This is a genomic window from Caecibacter sp. AF58-12pH5A, from assembly GCF_027681725.1.
GTDB lineage: Bacteria > Bacillota > Negativicutes > Veillonellales > Megasphaeraceae > Megasphaera > Megasphaera hominis.
The window spans coordinates 42,387-60,005 of record NZ_JAQDBC010000013.1; the positions used below are offsets into that span (position 1 = coordinate 42,387).

At 51.7% G+C, this 17,619-nt stretch carries 12 protein-coding genes and 1 riboswitch; of the genes, 9 read left to right on the forward strand and 3 right to left on the reverse strand.

All coding sequences use genetic code 11. The annotated features are described in order from the left end of the window. Positions 1-10: 10 nt before the first annotated feature. The 5 genes from rodA (at position 11) to PGX44_RS07480 (ending at position 6,647) form a co-directional block, all read left to right on the forward strand. Positions 11-1,111, forward strand: a complete 1,101-nt coding sequence (gene rodA, locus PGX44_RS07460) for a rod shape-determining protein RodA (protein ID WP_498854870.1) — start codon at positions 11-13, stop codon at positions 1,109-1,111. Between the two features lie 76 nt (positions 1,112-1,187). After that, complete coding sequence (locus PGX44_RS07465; RefSeq protein WP_498854871.1) at positions 1,188-3,077, forward strand: TIGR03960 family B12-binding radical SAM protein; 1,890 nt, start codon at positions 1,188-1,190, stop codon at positions 3,075-3,077. Beyond that, complete coding sequence (locus tag PGX44_RS07470) at positions 3,052-3,762, forward strand: TIGR03936 family radical SAM-associated protein (RefSeq protein WP_498854872.1); 711 nt, start codon at positions 3,052-3,054, stop codon at positions 3,760-3,762. Before PGX44_RS07465 ends, PGX44_RS07470 begins: the two co-directional genes overlap by 26 nt. Positions 3,763-3,804: 42 nt before the next feature. Next, positions 3,805-5,238, forward strand: a complete 1,434-nt coding sequence (locus PGX44_RS07475) for an Rne/Rng family ribonuclease (protein WP_498854873.1) — start codon at positions 3,805-3,807, stop codon at positions 5,236-5,238. 95 nt (positions 5,239-5,333) lie between these two features. Next, on the forward strand, positions 5,334-6,647 hold the full coding sequence (locus tag PGX44_RS07480; protein ID WP_498854874.1) for a lipase family protein: 1,314 nt from the start codon (positions 5,334-5,336) through the stop codon (positions 6,645-6,647). A gap of 91 nt (positions 6,648-6,738) precedes the next feature. On the opposite strand, the gene PGX44_RS07485 is transcribed toward PGX44_RS07480, so the two are convergent. Next, positions 6,739-8,226, reverse strand: coding sequence for a WG repeat-containing protein (locus tag PGX44_RS07485; protein WP_498854875.1), 1,488 nt, complete (start codon positions 8,224-8,226; stop codon positions 6,739-6,741). Positions 8,227-8,401: 175 nt separating this feature from the next. Then, positions 8,402-9,124 carry an SIMPL domain-containing protein gene (locus PGX44_RS07490; protein WP_498854876.1) on the reverse strand — a complete coding sequence of 241 codons (723 nt, stop codon included), beginning with the start codon at positions 9,122-9,124 and terminating at the stop codon, positions 8,402-8,404. A gap of 308 nt (positions 9,125-9,432) precedes the next feature. Next, positions 9,433-9,530: riboswitch (TPP riboswitch) on the forward strand. Between the two features lie 68 nt (positions 9,531-9,598). Between PGX44_RS07490 and thiC the strand changes: the two genes are divergently transcribed. Continuing rightward, positions 9,599-10,909 (forward strand): phosphomethylpyrimidine synthase ThiC, encoded by a 1,311-nt coding sequence (thiC, locus tag PGX44_RS07495; protein ID WP_498854877.1) that lies wholly within the window; start codon positions 9,599-9,601, stop codon positions 10,907-10,909. An 84-nt stretch (positions 10,910-10,993) separates the two neighbouring features. On the opposite strand, the gene PGX44_RS07500 is transcribed toward thiC, so the two are convergent. Then, a complete protein-coding gene (locus tag PGX44_RS07500; RefSeq protein WP_498854878.1) occupies positions 10,994-12,523 on the reverse strand; it encodes a Ppx/GppA phosphatase family protein in 1,530 nt (509 codons plus the stop codon). Positions 12,524-12,783: 260 nt separating this feature from the next. Here PGX44_RS07500 and PGX44_RS07505 point away from each other — a divergent pair, with 260 nt between their 5' ends. The 3 genes from PGX44_RS07505 to PGX44_RS07515 all read left to right on the forward strand — a co-directional run bounded on the left by PGX44_RS07505 (position 12,784) and on the right by PGX44_RS07515 (position 17,554). Beyond that, a complete protein-coding gene (locus tag PGX44_RS07505; protein ID WP_498854879.1) occupies positions 12,784-14,340 on the forward strand; it encodes a Ppx/GppA phosphatase family protein in 1,557 nt (518 codons plus the stop codon). A gap of 3 nt (positions 14,341-14,343) precedes the next feature. Further along, positions 14,344-16,455, forward strand: coding sequence for a polyphosphate kinase 1 (gene ppk1 / locus PGX44_RS07510; RefSeq protein ID WP_498854880.1), 2,112 nt, complete (start codon positions 14,344-14,346; stop codon positions 16,453-16,455). A gap of 121 nt (positions 16,456-16,576) precedes the next feature. After that, positions 16,577-17,554 carry a resuscitation-promoting factor gene (locus PGX44_RS07515; RefSeq protein WP_498854881.1) on the forward strand — a complete coding sequence of 326 codons (978 nt, stop codon included), beginning with the start codon at positions 16,577-16,579 and terminating at the stop codon, positions 17,552-17,554. Positions 17,555-17,619: the final 65 nt, after the last annotated feature.

Sequence of the window (17,619 nt, forward strand, 5' to 3'; positions counted from 1 at the left end):
GTTATAGCGAATGTTTAAAAGAGAATGGAGAAATTTGGATAAGGTCATGCTGGCCGTGACCATCTTGATCGTCTGCTGCAGCTTATGTATTATTGGCAGTGCGACCCATATTAACCAAGGCGTCATCAATTATGATTTCGTCGTCAAGCAGGGCGTGGCGTTTGTCTTTAACTTGCTTATCGTCCTGTTTTTCAGCCGCTACGATTATACGAAGCTGAAACGGTTTGCCAAGCCGCTGTACGGGATTAACCTCATCGTCCTCTTGGCAGTTATGTTTGTCGGCACGTCTGCGTTAGGGGCTCAGCGCTGGATTCAACTTGGGCCGATTACGATTCAGCCGTCAGAATTTTCCAAGCTGATTATGATTATCTGTATGGCCGCCCTTTTATCAGACCGTATTGGTAAGCTCAATACGTGGCGCAGTCTCCTCCCGATTGCCTTGTTCGTCGGCATTCCCTTCCTGCTCGTTTTGAAGCAGCCTGACTTGGGCACGAGTCTGGTCTTCCTGGCCATTGCCTTGGGCATGCTCTTCATTTCCAATATTAAGATGTCCCTCTTGCGCAATGCATCTATCGTGGGTATCATCCTGGCGCCTATTGGCTGGCACTTCCTGAAGGACTATCAGAAGTCCCGTATCCTCGTATTCCTCGATCCGAACGCCGATCCTTTTGGCGCTGGCTATCATATTATCCAGTCCAAGATTGCCATCGGCTCAGGGGAGCTGTTTGGCAAAGGCCTGTTCCAGGGCACGCAGAGCCAGCTCAACTTTCTGCCGGAAAACCATACGGACTTTATCTTTTCCGTCATCGGTGAAGAACTCGGCTTCTTAGGCTGTCTCTTCATCCTGTTCCTGTATTTTATCCTCATTTACCGCGGCCTCATTACGGCTAAGGAATGTAAGGACCCCTTCGGTATGCTCCTGGCAACAGGCATCGTCTCCATGTGGGCCTTCCAGATCCTGGTCAACGTTGGTATGACCTGCGGCATCATGCCGGTTACAGGCATTCCGCTGCCTTTTATGAGCTACGGTGTCAGCGCCTTGACGACGAATATGATGGCCATGGGGATACTCATGAGTATTTATATGCGTCAGCAAACCATGATTTTCTGAATTGTCCCGCAGTGCAGCCTCATGCCGCCCTGCGGGCTGTCTTATGCATACTTAATTTCTGATAGGAGGTTTTCCTTTGTCACGAACTGTTGTTATAGATCCTGTCCTTTTGAGTAAGGTCAGCAAACCTGCCCGCTATGTAGGCGGCGAATGGAACAGCGTCGTCAAGAATCACGCTGATGTGAAGCTTACTGTAGCCTACTGTTTCCCCGATGTCTATGAAGTAGCCATGAGTCATTTGGGCCTGCGCATCCTTTATGCACTCCTCAACGAACGGGACGACGTAGCCGCAGAACGCGTCTACGCTCCCTGGCCCGATATGGAAGCGCTCATGCGCCAAAAGGGCTATCCCTTGTATTCCCTGGAAACGAAGACGCCTGTCGTCGATTTCGATTTCGTCGGTTTTACGCTGCAGTATGAAATGAGCTTCAGCAATATCCTCAATATGCTCGATCTGGCAGGAATTCCCATGTTTTCCAAAGACCGTGGGGAAGATATGCCTCTCGTCGTCGCCGGTGGTCCTTGTGCCTATAACGCTGAACCTCTGGCCGATTACATCGACCTCTTTTGTCTGGGCGAATCGGAAGAGTCTGTCCAGCTTCTGGCCGATACGATCATTGAATGGAAAGAACAGGGAAAACCGGGCGGCAAGAAGGGCCTCCTGAAAACCCTCTCGACTCAGCAGGGCAACTACGTACCGGCATTCTATACGCCGCATTATACGGCAGACGGTGACTTTGAGTCCTTGGAAGTCAATGAACCGGGCGTACCGGCAACGATCGAAAAATGCGTCGTCGCCGATGAAGAACACGTCTTTTTCCCAACGAAGCCCATCGTGCCCAATATCGATATCGTGCACAACCGCGCCGTCCTGGAGCTCTTCCGGGGCTGCAGCCGGGGCTGCCGTTTCTGTCAGGCCGGCATGCTCTATCGTCCGGTCCGGGAAAAGACGCCGGAACACCTGGTGCAGCTCGCCCGTCAGATTATCGATAATTCCGGCTACAATGAAATTTCCCTCATGAGCCTCAGCTCGGCAGACTATTCGTGTTTGCCGGAACTGGTCGATCAGCTCCTGGAAGAATTTAAAGACCAGAAGGTCAGCGTCAGCCTGCCGTCCCTGCGTATTGACAGCTTTTCCATCGATATTGCCAAGAAGGTCCAGCAGGTCCGTAAGAGCGGCCTGACACTGGCACCGGAAGCAGGAACCCAGCGTCTTCGCGACGTCATCAACAAGGGCGTTACGGAAGAAAACCTCATGCAGGCCTGTGAAAACGCCTTCCGCAACGGCTGGTCTACAGTAAAGCTCTATTTCATGATGGGCCTGCCTACGGAAACGGACGAAGATTTGGCCGGTATTGCTGATTTGGCCTACAAGGTGCTCAACCTGTACCGTCAGATTACGCATAAAAACAATGGCAAGGTGACCGTCTCCGTGTCGAGCTTTGTGCCGAAGACGCATACGTTCTTCCAGTGGTTTGGCCAGCTGCCCGTGGCAGAAATTGAACGGAAGCAGCAGTACCTGAAGAGCCTCATCCGGGATAAGCACATTTCCTATCACTATCACGATGCCCGTACGGGCCATATGGAAGCCGCCTTTGCCCGCGGTGACCGCCGTCTCGGTGCCGTCCTTTACGAAGCCTGGAAGCTGGGCTGCAAATTTGACGGCTGGACGGAGCTCTTCGACTACGACAAGTGGCTCACAGCCTTTAAAAATGCCGGTGTCGATCCCGATTACTACGCCGCCCGCAACCGCGACGTGAACGAACCCTTGCCGTGGGATCACCTCGCCGATGGCGCCTCCAAGGCCTTCCTTCAGCGGGAATGGCAGCGCGCCCTGAAGGGTGAACTGACCCACGACTGCCGCCACCTGAGCTGTACAGGCTGCGGCGTATGCAATGAATTAGGCGTTTCTATTGTTGATCACAAGGAAGGGGATAGCCATGGAAAGACTACGTTTAGCTGTTAAAAAAGACGGGGCCCTTCAATTCCTGTCCCATCTCGATTTTGCCCGGGCTGTGCGCTACGTTATCGTCCGCGCTCATTTACCTATCAATTACTCCGAAGGCTTTAATCCCCATATGAAGCTGAGCTTTGCTTCGGCTCTCGGCGTTGGCGTTTGTGCCGATGTGGAATATCTCGACATGGAGCTTTCTGAAAAGATACCCGTGGCGGAGGTCATGGAACGCATGAATGCCCAGTCGCCCGATGGCTTTGCCGTTCTCGACGGTCACTATATTGACGCCAAGGCTCCGAAGCTCATGGCTATGGCCAATTATGCCGTATACGATCTCTTTGGACCGGCTACAGCCCCGCTCGACCAGGCCGGACTCGATGCTATTTTGCGCCGCTTTAATGACGACGCGGATATTACCTTTGAAAAGGTATCTATAAAAGGCAAGCATAAGGCCCGGGAAATCCACGTCAAGGACCATGTCATCGAACCTCTTACGGGCACCATCGAAGACGACCGCATTATCATCCGTGCCGGTATCTACCAGACGGCAGACGGCGCTATTAAGCCCCAAGAGGTCTGGGATATTTTGGTCAACTCCTTTGAGCTTCCTGCCGTAGCCGACCTGATGTTGGCCCGGCGCCGCGCCATTTATACACGGAAAGACGGTGAAAACCGTTCCCTTTTTGCCATTGAATAATACGATTCGGCCTACATGGCTTGTACGACAGGAGGTGATTTCATGAAACTGATTATCGGCAACATCATGCCTGAAGAAACGCGCATGGCTGTCGTCGAAGACGGCAGCCTCAAGGACTTTTCCGTTGAGCGGGACGATGAAAACCACATTGTCAATCATATTTACCGCGGTACTATCCAGAACATCCTGCCTGCTATGCAGGCAGCCTTCGTGAATATCGGCCGCCGCAAGAATGCCTTTCTCGCCATGAGCGATATCTTCCCACGGGCAGCAACGAAGGAACAAATTCAGCAGACCCGCATTTCCGTCGGGCAGAGCGTCCTCGTCCAGGTCATTAAGGAAGAACAGGGCAGCAAGGGCGCCAAGGTCACGGCCAACGTCAGTATTGCCGGCCGTTATGCCGTTCTCATGCCAACGGTAGACTATATCGGCGTATCAAAGAAGATTCGTGATGAAGAAGAACGGAACCGTCTGCGCCAGGTCGCCGGCGACCTTAAGCCCAAGGGGATGGGCATCATTATCCGTACTGTCGCTAAGGGCGTAAAGGAAGCTGATTTGACGGCGGACATCCAGTACCTCCTGCATACGTGGGAAAGCGTCGAGCGACGCTACAAGCTAGCTAAGAAACCGAAGCTCTTATACAGGGAAGCCGATCTCGTCATGCGCACTGTCCGGGACCATTGCACGAGCGACGTCAAGAAGGTCATCGTTGACGACAAGGACGCCTATGAACGCATGTGCCAGGTTTTCCCGGGTGACGAATGGCGCAACCGTATCGAACTCTATCAGGGTCAGGACCCTATCTTCGATGCGTACCACCTGGAAGAACAGGTCCAATCCCTCATGGCCAGGGAAGTACCACTGCCATCGGGTGGCAACCTGATCATCGACCGTACGGAAGCCCTGACTGTGGTCGACGTCAATAGTGCCCGGTACACGGGCAGCAGCACCCTTCAGGACACGATTTTCCATGTCAACAAGGAAGCCGCTGTAGAAATTGCCAGGCAGTTACGGCTCCGCGATATTGGCGGCATTATCCTCATCGATTTCATCGATATGGCTCAGCCTGCACGGCGTAAGGAAATCCTCGACATCCTGGCCAGGGAAACAGCGTCCGATTGTTCTAAAACCCATGTCTTAGGTATGACAGCTCTCAATCTGGTAGAAATTACGCGCCGCAAGTCCCGTCAAAGTCTGCATCAGGTCCAGTTCAGCCCCTGCAACATTTGCGGCGGCTCAGGCTATCTCTTTGCCCCGGAAACAGTGGCCATTCAGATTATCCGCCGTCTGCGTCACTTGGTTCAGGTCAAACACATCAAAGGAGACCTGGAAATCTGTGCGCACGCCGACGTCCTGGCCATCCTGAAAGAAAAGAAACGCCGGGAAGGACTGGAACGGGAGCTGGCCCGTACCTTATACTTTGAAGAAAGCACCCACCCCAACCGGGAAGTATACTCTATCCTGTCTAAGGCATAACCTTCCGGCAAGCTGAGGTAGTGTCGCCGGCCCTATGGGACCGATGACGCTGGGGGAGACATTTAAGTACCATTTAATACCAAGGAGAATCTATCATGAAATTAGCGGCAACCTGCGTAACCCTTTGTCTTGCCGCCTTGTCGTTTGGCACTGCCCTGGCAGCGCCGGCGACGCCGGAAGAGACCCAGGCTGCGTTGCGATATACAGCGGCCTGGGCCTCTTTGGCATCGTATGGCGATAAAGCGGGTCAAATGGCACGACGGGAATTTACAAACGACGGCTGGCAATATACCTATTATGATCGTCGCGATAAGAAATCAGACGTCCAGTACGTACTCCTGCGTAAGCCCCAGGACCAGGCAGCACCGGCTATTTTAGCTATGACCGGCACGACGAACCTGGCTGACGTACGCAGTGACCTGCGTACGCATGGTGTGCCTTTTAAAGGCCAGGCTGTAACGGGTCCTGAAGCACCACGTGTACACCAGGGCTTTTGGGATTATACACAGGCCATCCTCAACACGCCCTTAGAGGACAGTGCAAAGGCACCGGCCCTGGCTTCCGCTCTTATCCACGCTGATGAAAAAGCGTCGGCTGGCGTGCTCCTGACCGGTCACAGCTTAGGCGGTGCAGCAGCAACGCTGACAGCAGTCTGGCTGGCCGGCCAAGGCGTGGGGCCGGAACAAATCCGCACCATCACCTTCGGCGCTCCGGCCGTAGGCAACAAGTACTTCGTCCGTGATTATGACGGCCAGTTTCATTTGGACCGCATCGTTCTTAAAGGGGATCCCGTGCCGGGACTCCTGCAGACTTTCCACATGGGCTATGTCCAGTTCCCAGAGGAAACCGTTTGGCAAGAAACGGGCTATACGCCCTATTTCCCGCACTCTATGATCGTCTACGCTGACTTAGCCGTGCGACACTATTACGACGCTTTGTGGGGCCAAAATGGAGACTCTTTCTATGAACCGGCACAGTCAAAGGGGACGTCGCCAGTCTATATTGCACCTGTTACCGTCCTGATCGACCCGGATTTGGCATCCAGTGCGGATTACATAAAAGCGGCAGTAGCGGACCGTCTGTCCCACACACATGGGGGAGCTGTCTTTTCTGAAAATACAGAAGAAAATCTATCCTTTGCCGACTTGGCTATAGCTGCTAAGCGTGCCGGCAAGACGGAACTGCTGACCGAAGTAATCAGCGTCCACAAGCTGAAACAGGAAGAAGAAACGTATGCTGTCAGCGTAAGCCAGGTCTGGCGGCATATCGATGGTCGTCTCCTTAGGGCAGAGCAGTATACGACAGATACGAAAGAACTGACACCTCTGTTAGCTGTAATTTACGGGCATGACGAGGTTGATAGAGAAGAAAATAAAAAGAGCGATAAAGAGTTATTAAGAGTGAATTAGAGTTAATAACGGTTAATAGGAGTAATGTTTGATAACAGAACAGCCCTGGTACGCGTATTCACGTATGCCAGGGCTGTTTCGCATCTTGAGGTCAGACGAGAGTTATCTTTTTATACTGCGGCATGACAAGCCACGTTCCATCTGTACGCATGATGCCGTATTTTCCTTCTTGTTTCACGACGGAAAGTCCATTTCTAAAAGACGTCACGTCTTGGATGCTGCCAGCAGGAAAGGCTGTGAGGACTTGGCAGTGATCATCGACGATGGCGTAGGTTTTGCCTGTTTTGGCCCATGTTACCTTTTCGTTACCATAGGGGACGAGTGTTGTATCCTTCGGGACCGTCCCTATGATTTGGCCCGTCGTATTGACTAAGGTCTGTTCTTTCCCTTGCCGGACAACGAGGCAGTCACTGCCCAAAAATTCGATACCATCGTAAGCAAAGGGAATGACAAGCGTACTGTTAGTCAGGTCTAGAGCGCCAAACTTGCCATTATCTTTATTTTTCAGTGTTGCCATGGCTAAGGTTTCTGAGAAGGTACCGGCACTAGCATCGTAATTTCCCGGACCGAAGAGGGTTTCACCACGGCGGTTGACGAAGGTCGTCTGGCCGTGGTTTTCAATGAATGTACCCCAGTCGCTCATAGGATAGACGAAACTATTCTTGCTATCGGCGACGATGTGACCGGTACGATCGATGTAGCCTCGTTTTACGCCGTCGCGGACAAAACCACCCAGGACCGTGCCATCGTAGTCAGCGCCAAACTGCGTGCCAATGAAGATACCGGCAACAGTGCCCCAGTTGAGATTGCTCACGTGGCGGCGATATTCAGCCAGGCCGTTTTCATAGGGATATATTTCATCAGACGGCGCATCGAAGAGAATATGTCCTTTTTCGTCGATGGCGACCTTCTTGCCGTTCTCTAGCTTGACGAAGGCAATGCCTTCGCTAAAGGCCGCTAAGACGTCTTTATAGACCGGCGGCAGGACCGTGTGGCCTGAAGCATCGGCAAAGCCGTACGTACCGCCATCCTTGTAGGCATGCCACGGCGAGAGTGGTACAGGCTGGCGCCGTGCATCGTTTGGTGCAACGGCATCGCCTGTCGGCGTAATGGCGGTGATCCCGCTTATGCCGGAAACCGAAAAAATACCTCGGTCCGTAGGGGATATGGACTTATATTGCGGTGCTACGGTCAAATTACCCGACGGCCCCATCAGGCCCCATTTGCCGTTTTCCGCCTGGACCGTAGCCAGGACACCGGGAATGCCGGCGTGGCGCAGCGCTTTATCATGGGCAGATTCCTTTTGCTTCTTTACATCGTAATCGCCCATCTGCGGGAAAAGAACTGTGCCGGCAGCAATGGCCGCCCGGTCTTTATGGAAGGACGTGCTCGTATGTGTGCCTCTCTCGTGGGTCGTTTCTTTCGTCACTTCATGGGATGAAGACGCTGACGTAGCCGTATACGTGTGCTGTTCCCGCGTGTACACGTGGGCGCCTTCTTCCGCTCGAACAGGCGCGGCGGCCAGGCTCAGGCAGATCAGGCAGGCCAAAAGGGCCGGGGTGATGTGTGTGTGAGTCATAATGGACCTCCTTGTCATAGGGAAATGCGAGTCAGATGAGGGTATTATACCATAGTAAAATTTATATATCTATCATTTCTATCATTTTACGCAATGAATAATAACTAATACTAAATAAGAATAACAGGGTAAGAAAAAAGACCTGCCCGAAGAGGACAGGTCTTGTCTGGAGTACTTATAAAATGTAGAACGTCATGCTCACGGATTCACTGAGCGTATTCGTACCGGCTTCGACCGGTGTCGCTTCGGAATCAGCCATTTTTACAGCGCGCAGAGCCATCGGTGCGTAGTTGTGGCTGTATGCCGAGGAACTGCCGGAAATGTTGATTTCCTTTACTTTGCCGAGCTGTCCGCCAGCTGCCATCGCTGCGGCTTCTGCTGCCTGACGACCATTGTGGACAGCTTCTTTGATGAGATTCGTCTTTACGGTATCAGCGTGTTCGTTTGTAAAGCGCATATTCGTCACGCGGTTCGCACCGGCGTCACCGGCTTTTTCGATGATCCGCGGAATAAGATCGAAGTCCGTAACGCGGATAGACAAGTTGTTCGTCACCGTGTAGGAAATGATTTTACCTTTGTCATTGTAGTTCGGCTGCATAGAAAAGCCGGTAGTCTTCATGTCGTCTTTGCTGACGCCCATGAGTTTAACGGCGTTAGTCACATTGTTCATGACTGTATTGTTATCGGTCCGGGCTTTCTGGGCGTTGGCATCTGTACTTTCCATACCGACAGTAATGTAGGCCGTATCCGGGGCAACTTCCTGTTCGGCATAGCCTGTCACGTTGACGACAGACGGGGCCGGGGCTTCAGCAGCTAAGGCCGGAGCCGACATGCCGACAGAAACAGATGCAGCCAGAAGGGCTGCCAGAGCCAGTGTTTTCAAGGATTTCTTTTTCATGAAATGACCTCCTTATTGAGCTTATAGTGGTATTTTCTGGCCTTATTATAACACGGACAGGGGAAACGTGCACCTTGTCCGTGTGCTGCTGGTGCGGCCAAGGCGCGGTCGTATTAAGTTTAAAAAGTAGATTTTTAAAAAGTTGACTGAGTAAACTTCTGATTTTCAAAGAGGAACTTTCCATTTCCGTGAAATATAAGAAAAACGATCAGAGAATTTTTTTTGACCGCTGCCTGTCCTATGGGCGTATACACTTTGTAAAAAAAACGGTTGTAATTTAGGACGACTTGTATTATACTTTGGGAAGGATAAAAAGCTAGGGGAGCCGTAAGGCTGAGAAAATTCTTATTTGACCCTTGAACCTGATTCGGATAATACCGACGTAGGGAAGCTGTTACCGGATATAATAGCTTACCCTATGAGGGTGAGCTTTTTTTTGTATATTTTTTTGGATATGTTTAGGAGGATATTAGCATGGAGTACACAACGCAAATGGATGCTGCCCGCAAGGGTATTGTGACGCCGCAGCTGAAAACAGTTGCGGAAAAGGAAAAGATGAGTGTGGAAGCCCTCATGGCTCTCGTCGCCGAAGGCAAGGTTGCCATTCCGGCAAACAAGCTGCACACGGCGCTGAGCCCGGAAGGGGTCGGCCTCAACTGCCGCACGAAAATCAACGTCAATCTTGGCGTGTCACCGGAACACAATAACCACGAAGAAGAATTGCAAAAGGTCCAGAATGCTATCGACATGAAGGCAGAAGCCATTATGGACTTGTCGAACTTTGGCAAGACACGGGAATTCCGCCGCAAGCTCGTCGGCATGTCGACAGCCATGATCGGCACCGTACCGATGTACGACGCCGTAGGCATGCTCGATAAGGACTTGAAGGACATTTCTGTAGAAGAATTCTTCTCCGTTGTCGAGCAGCATGCAGAAGATGGTGTAGACTTCATGACTATACACTGTGGTATGAACCAGAAGACAGCGGAACGGATTAAACGCAATCCCCGTCTGACGAACGTCGTATCCCGTGGCGGTTCCCTCTTGTTTGCCTGGATGGAAATGAACAAGCAGGAAAATCCGTTCTACGAATACTACGATCGTCTGCTGGATATTTGCGAAAAGTACGATGTGACCCTGAGCCTCGGTGATGCCTGCCGTCCGGGCTGTACGCATGACGCGACGGATGCCGCGCAGATCGAAGAGCTGATCACCTTGGGCGAACTGACAAAACGTGCATGGGAACACAATATTCAGGTCATGATCGAAGGCCCGGGCCACATGGTACTGACGGAAATCGCTGCCAACATGAAGCTGGAAAAACGGCTCTGCCACAATGCGCCGTTCTACGTTCTCGGACCACTCGTTACGGACATCGCACCTGGCTATGACCACATTACCAGTGCCATAGGCGGTGCCATTGCCGGTTCCTGTGGTGCCGACTTCCTCTGCTACGTTACGCCGGCGGAACACCTCCGTCTGCCCACCGTAGAAGATGTGAAAGAAGGGATTATTGCCGCCCGCATCGCCGCTCACGCTGCGGATTTGGCCAAGGGAGTCCCCGGCGCCCAGGCCTGGGATGACGCCATGAGTAAGGCCCGTGTAGACGTAGATTTCGACAAGATGATTTCTTTGGCAATCGACCCGGAAAAAGCACGCCGCTACTATGAATCGAGCAAGCCGGAATGTGAAGGCACATGCTCCATGTGCGGTCGTATGTGTCCGGCCCGGACAATGAAAAAAATCCTCGCCGGCGAGGACGTATCGCTCCTGGAAGACTGCTAAGCGCTCTGAAAAGGCACATACAAAAAAGACTCCTCATGGGGAGTCTTTTTTGTATGTATGGATCTGTTTATAGCTTCTATTATGTTATTTCCAGACGAGGAGAAGCGTAGCGCCGAATTCCTTTTTGAACTGCTTGAGGAGCTGGCTCATTTCGTATTCCGCTGCGTTGTACGTAGCACCCGGCGTAACCGTAATAACCAGAACGACGACGTTTTCGGCGTACGTCATTTCTATATTTTCTACGAGCTGTTCGTACGTCAGGTCCGATGCTTCGGCCAGAGCCAGGAGTGTTGACAGGCGCCGGATCATAGTCCAATCGTCTTCTGACGGCATAGTGCCATAGCGGTACGCCCGCATAGTCCGGCGGCTAATGCCGTGATGGAAACCCGCTATGAAAGAAGCATTAATCTGCTCCATCTGGGTCAGGCCATAGAGAGGCGCATGGCCGATGATGAAGGCTGAATGGCGGGCGTGGTCGTAATAGTTGATGACCTTGCCTACGTCGTGCATTTTGGCAGCTGTGACGAGGAGGCGTTTTTCCTTCGGCCCGTACCCGTGCAGAGGCTGCAAGAGATCGAAGAGAAGCTCCGAAATACGCGTGACCTGGCGGATGTGGGCCGGATTCATCCCCGGTACGGTCTTTAAGTAGTTCGTAATGCTCGCGTCGAGAATGTCGTCAAAGCACGGGCTGTCTGCCTGGTTGAGGGCAGCGTAATATTCAAAGAAGAGGCCTTCGCGGAGGCCGCAGCCGCTGATAATCATTTCACTGCTGCCGGTCATTTCAAAGAGGGCTTCAATGACGGCCGTGCCGGCTAAAATGAGGTCAGCCCGGTCGGCAGAAAGGCCGGGGATCTTTTTCCGTTCGGTTGCCGGCGTATTGGCAAGCGTACGGGCCAGCTCCATAAAGTTGTCGTACGACAAGATGTAGTTATGAATCTTTTGCAGCTCATAGCCCGTAGCGCGCTGGTCCATTTTGGCAAAGGTACGGGCTGTACCACCAACCCCAATGAGAGGCAGGCCCGTGCCGGCAATGTAGGCGACGTCCTCCAGCTCTTCCAGAATGTATTCGCGGCACGCTGTCAGGGCTGTTTCGCCCGGGTCCGTGCTGGTGTTGAAGCGTTCCGTCAGGGTAACGGCCCCGATGGGAACGGAGACTGCTTTTTCGACCTTACCGCCCCGTACGAGGGACAGTTCCACGCTGGCACCGCCCAAGTCGAAGAGGACGAAATCCTGGGCGTTAATCGTATTGATGACGCCCAGGTAGCCTAAGTAGGCTTCCCGTTCACCGGTAATGACTTCCATGGTAATGCCTGTTTCAGCGTTAATGCGCTGGAGAAACGCGGCGCCGTTTTTGGCGTTACGCACTGCCGCTGTAGCTACAGCCAGACAATTGTGTATGTTGCCGACGTCCATCATGTGCTTGTAGACCTTAAGACAGGTCAGTGCCCGTTCCATGCCTGCATCGCTTAGCTCACCGGAAACGCTCAGGCCATGGCCGAGACGGATGGCTTCTTTTTCCTGATAGAGAAAGGAATAGGCGCCGTTATCTGCGATTTGCAGGGCGACGAAACGGATGGAGTTGGACCCCATATCAATGATGGCTATTTTTTCCATTGGTATACCTCACTTTGCTTATCCTTATGGAACGAAAAACGGTACAAAAAAACAGTGTGCTGAAAACAATTCGTAATTGCTTATTACAGCAACGACTGTCGTACGTCTGTCTTGATTTTAACATATATCACACTGGCAATATACCAGGCTCGTCTATAATTTTACATAATTTATACTAAAAAAGAAAGTATAATCGCCGCAAATCATGTATAATGAAATGAAGTAAAGTGAGAATATTGAGAGAACAGAGAGGTTTTACTATGGAAAATAATACCAGGCATTACTTTGGTATCATCCATATCGGTACCGTAAACATGGCCATGAAGATTATCTCCTTCACGTCCCTGGATGATATGGAGGTCATAGAAAATGTGTCCCAGGAAGTGGAATATGGCGAAGAGGTCTTTAAGACGCATCACGTCAGTTTCCAGTCGCTCAATGAAATCTGCCGCATCCTGACGGGTTTCCGTCAGCTTCTAAAGGACTACGATGTGACCGACGTGCGCGTGATTACGACAACGGCGATCCGCGAGGCTGATAACATGCTTAGCGCATTAGATCAGATCTACGTGCGCACGGGCTTTACTGTGGAAGTGGTCCATATGGCCAAAGAAATTTATTACAAGTCCTTCGGTCTCTATTATCACGTCCTCAAAGGGAAGTTTAATTTTGCCGGCCAGGCCGTACTCCTCATTGACATCACGTCCGGTGGCATGGGGCTTACGTGCTGGCAAAACGATGAACTCCTGTTTCAGGAAAATGTGTACCTGGGCTCCTTGCGGATTTTGGAGAATTTTACGAAAAAGCAGCGCCAGCACCTATCCTTTCCTACAGCTGTACGGGAATTTATTCACGGCAACCTGGCTCCGTTATGGGCAAATGTCCAGGCCCACCAGATTCAGTACGTCGTTCTTTCGGGAAAATCGGCAGTGCTCTTAGGGCGCCTTATGCATATGGAGCCACAAAACGGCGTGACCCTCATCAGACCTCGCGATTTCATCCAGTTCGTCCAGTCCTTCCACGGCCTGACGCCGATCAAGCTGGTGCAGAATTGCGGTCTGTCCGAAGGGCTGGCCAACGTTATCATGCCGACAATTATGCTTTATTATGAATTATTCCGTACTATCGATGTGGATATGATTGTCCTCATGCGCACGACCTTTACGGAAGGTTACTCCATGCACTATATTGCAGAAAAGACCAACGCACCTTATAGAGAGCACCAGCACGCCCTGCTCCTCGGCCTGGCGCGTACCATTGCTAGCCGGTATCTCTACGATCCGGCCCATTCAGCCCGTGTAGAAAGCTATTCGACCACTCTTTTTAAAGCGATGCAAAAGCTCGGTGGCATGAGCGAACGGGCAGGATACCTGCTGCGATTAGCGGCAATTCTGCACGAAACGGGAAAGTTTATCAACATGCGCAAGCACCGCGTTTGCTCATATGAACTGATCCGCCGGACAGATCTTTTCGGACTGACCGATGAAGAAAAGGAAGTCGTCGCCTGTGTAGCGGCATACGTCAATATGAGTGCTACGACAGATCTTTCCGCAGATATTGTCGAACGGCGGTTAGAGCCGGAAATCGAACTTCTCGTGTCGAAGCTGCAGGCCATTTTCTCCTTGGCCGATGCCCTCGATAAAAGCCATACAGGTAAGATTACAGCCATCCGGGCAGAACTGCAGGGGGAAGAACTGATCGTTCATTATGAACGGCGTCTCGACATTTCCCTGGAACGATGGATGTTTGCTAAGGTCAGCGTTAATTTTGAAGAAGTCTTCGGTGTGACACCGAGGCTTGTGAAAGGACAGGTGTAAGCCGTGGAATATACAGATCCCCAGAATTTTCTTAACCGCGAATGCACGTGGGTGAAATTTAACGAACGCGTATTGCGCGAATCGACGGTACCGTCGAATCCGCTTTTGGAACAGCTGAATTTTATTGCCATCAGTGCTTCCAATTTGGATGAATTTTTCATGATCCGCGTAGCCGGTGTTAAACACCTCGTCGAAAGTGAACTGGATCATCATGATATTGGCGGTATGACGCCGCAGGAACAGTTCGATGCAATCGAAACGATGGTACATGAACAGGTACACCAGCAGTATACATATTTGCAGAGCCTGCGCCAGCGTCTGGCCAGTGAAGGCCTGCGCTTTGTTACGCCGGAAGAACTGAATGAAGAAGAGCTTATGTGGCTTGAAAGCTACTTTGAACGGGAAATTTACCCTGTCGTCACGCCTATGGCCGTTGATCCGAGTCATCCCTTTCCCTTCCTCAGCAGCCTGAGCCTTAACCTGGCTGTTCTCCTGCGCCGCCGCGAAGGGGATGACAGCGTAAAAACGGCTATCCTGCCGGTGCCGTCGCCTGTACTGGACCGCATCATCGCCGTACCTGTGCAGGATGGCACACGGGAAAAGCGCTTCCTCTTTTTGGAAGACATCCTCAGCACCTTTGCCGAACGGTTTTTCCTGGGCTGCGAGATCCTGGAGACGACGCCTTTCCGCGTAACCCGTGATGCAGATTTGGACATCGATGACGACGCAGAAGATCTGCTGGCCGAAGTAGTCAAGTCTTTGAAAAAGCGCAGAAAAGGCGCAGCTGTCCGTCTGGAGCTCCATGAATCAGCAAGCCGCATGGTGCGGGGCCTCCTCATGACAGAACTGCAGCTCGAAGAAAAGGATGTCTATACGATTCCCGGTCCGTTAGATTTAAAGGTCTTTTTCTCCTTTACGGGCATTAAAGGGTATGATTACCTGCGCTATCCGCCAGCCTTCCCTCAGCCGTCATGGGAACTAGGGAAATCAGAGGCACCGGATCTGTGGAGTGCCATTGCAGAAAATGATATTATGGTACACCATCCGTACGAAACCTTTGATACGGTAGAAGAATTTATCCGTCAAGCCGCAACGGACCCGAACGTCCTGGCTATTAAACAGACCTTATACCGTGTAAGCAGCAAATCCCTGATTATTGCCGCTCTGGCCCAGGCTGCGGAAAACGGCAAGCAGGTCACGGTTCTCATGGAAGTAAAAGCCCGCTTTGATGAAGAAAATAACATTCATATGGCGGCCAAGCTGGAAAAAGCCGGCTGCCATGTTATCTATGGTATTATGGGCCTCAAGACCCACTCGAAGATAACGCTCGTCGTACGTCGCGAAGAAGACGGCATCCGCCGTTACGTCCATTTGGCAACAGGCAACTATAACGGTAAGACCGCCCGTATCTATACAGACGTAGGCGTTTTTACAGCGAATACGCTCATCGGCGTGGACGCATCGGCTTTCTTCAATCTCCTGTCAGGCTATTCCGATTCACCCCAATGGAATAAGCTCGCCGTGGCACCTATTAACCTGCGCGAACGGATTTATGAAGAAATTGATCGGGAAATCGCCTGGGCCAAAGCCGGGAAAAAGGCTTCCATTACAGCTAAGATGAACTCCCTCCTCGATAAGGAAGTCATTGCCAAGCTCTATGAAGCGTCTCAGGCCGGTGTTCATATCCGCCTGATTGTGCGTGGCATTTGTGTCCTCCGTCCCGGCGTGCCAGGGTTGAGTGAAAATATTGAAGTCCATAGCGTCGTCGGCCGTTACCTAGAACACAGCCGTCTCTTCTGCTTCCACAATAACGGCAAGGAAGACGTCTTTATTTCTTCGGCAGACTGGATGCCCCGCAACCTGAATGAACGGGTAGAGCTTATGATTCCTATCGAATATAAGCCCCATAAGGAACGGATCAAAAAAATTCTGTCGTTGTATTTCAAGGATAACGTCAAGGCCTATGCCATGAACAGTGACGGCACCTACCGGTATCTCTCGGACAGCCGCCAGGGCGAAGCCATTCACGCACAAAAGCAGCTGCAGGAAATGGCCGAAGCCCATACGCGGGAACTGCGCGAACTGGGCCTGAAAAGACAAATAAAGGGCCTCTAAACGGTCTAAATGTTACAATTTTGACACAAATACTGCCTGAAACGGGCCTTGTTTTGACATTCACTCCCACTTCTGATAAAATCGAGAGATAAGGTGTTTGGTCAGAATAAGGAGGAATGGCATGGGAAAACGCATATCCCGGCGCATAACGAGCATGTATGTCACCTTGATCGTACTGCTTGTAGCTGTCTCCCTGGCAGGCTTCGTCGATCGCGGCAAGTCTGTCACGATTGATGCGGATGGTCATGCGCAGACTGTATATACGCACGCTGTGAACGCCAAAGCGCTCATGCGGGAAAATAATATTACCCTCGGACCGGACGATGAAGTCGTCTTGTCCACGGAAACGCTGCAAGATGGCACGCTGGCTATAGTACGTCGTGCTGTACCTGTAACGATTGAATTCCGGAATCAAAAGAAAACCCTTGCAACAGCTAAGCAGACGTTAGGTGAAGCCGTCGTGCAGGCCGGGTATGATGCAGAAAATTACCGGGCCTACGGTGATGTTAAGGCGCCGGTCAAGTCCGGCATGACCATTAAAGTCGGTGCTGTATCGCGTAAGGAAATTACAGAAGATGAAGTTGTTCCCTTCGCAATTGAAAGTATTCCGGACGAAACACTTGGGCAAGGAGAAGAAAAGGTTCTTCAGGAAGGCGTCAACGGCCGTAAGACCGTCAAGACCAACCTCGTCAGCCTGGACGGCCAGGTCATCGGCAAGGAACCTATCTCGACGACCCTCGTCACAGAAATGCAGCCTCTCATCCGCCACGTAGGCACGAAGGAAACGGTAGAAATCAACACGGGCACCATTTCCAAATACAAAGCCGTCTATACCATGGTGGCTACAGCGTATTTGCCAACCGATGGTGATGGCCGGGGCATTACGAAGATGGGAACGCGCGCCCGCTACGGCGAAATTGCCGTCGACCCGAACGTCATTCCCCTCGGTACGACCGTTTACATTCCCGGCTACGGTGTAGCTCGGGCGGAAGATACAGGCAGTGATATCTTAGGTAACCGCGTCGATTTGTGCATGCTGGACTATAACCAGTGCATGCAATTCGGCCGCAAAACCGTTCTTGTCTACATCCTCGAATGATGATACACAAAAAGGGGATGTGACAAAATGAGAAATCATTTTGTCCACATCCTCTTTTTATTTGC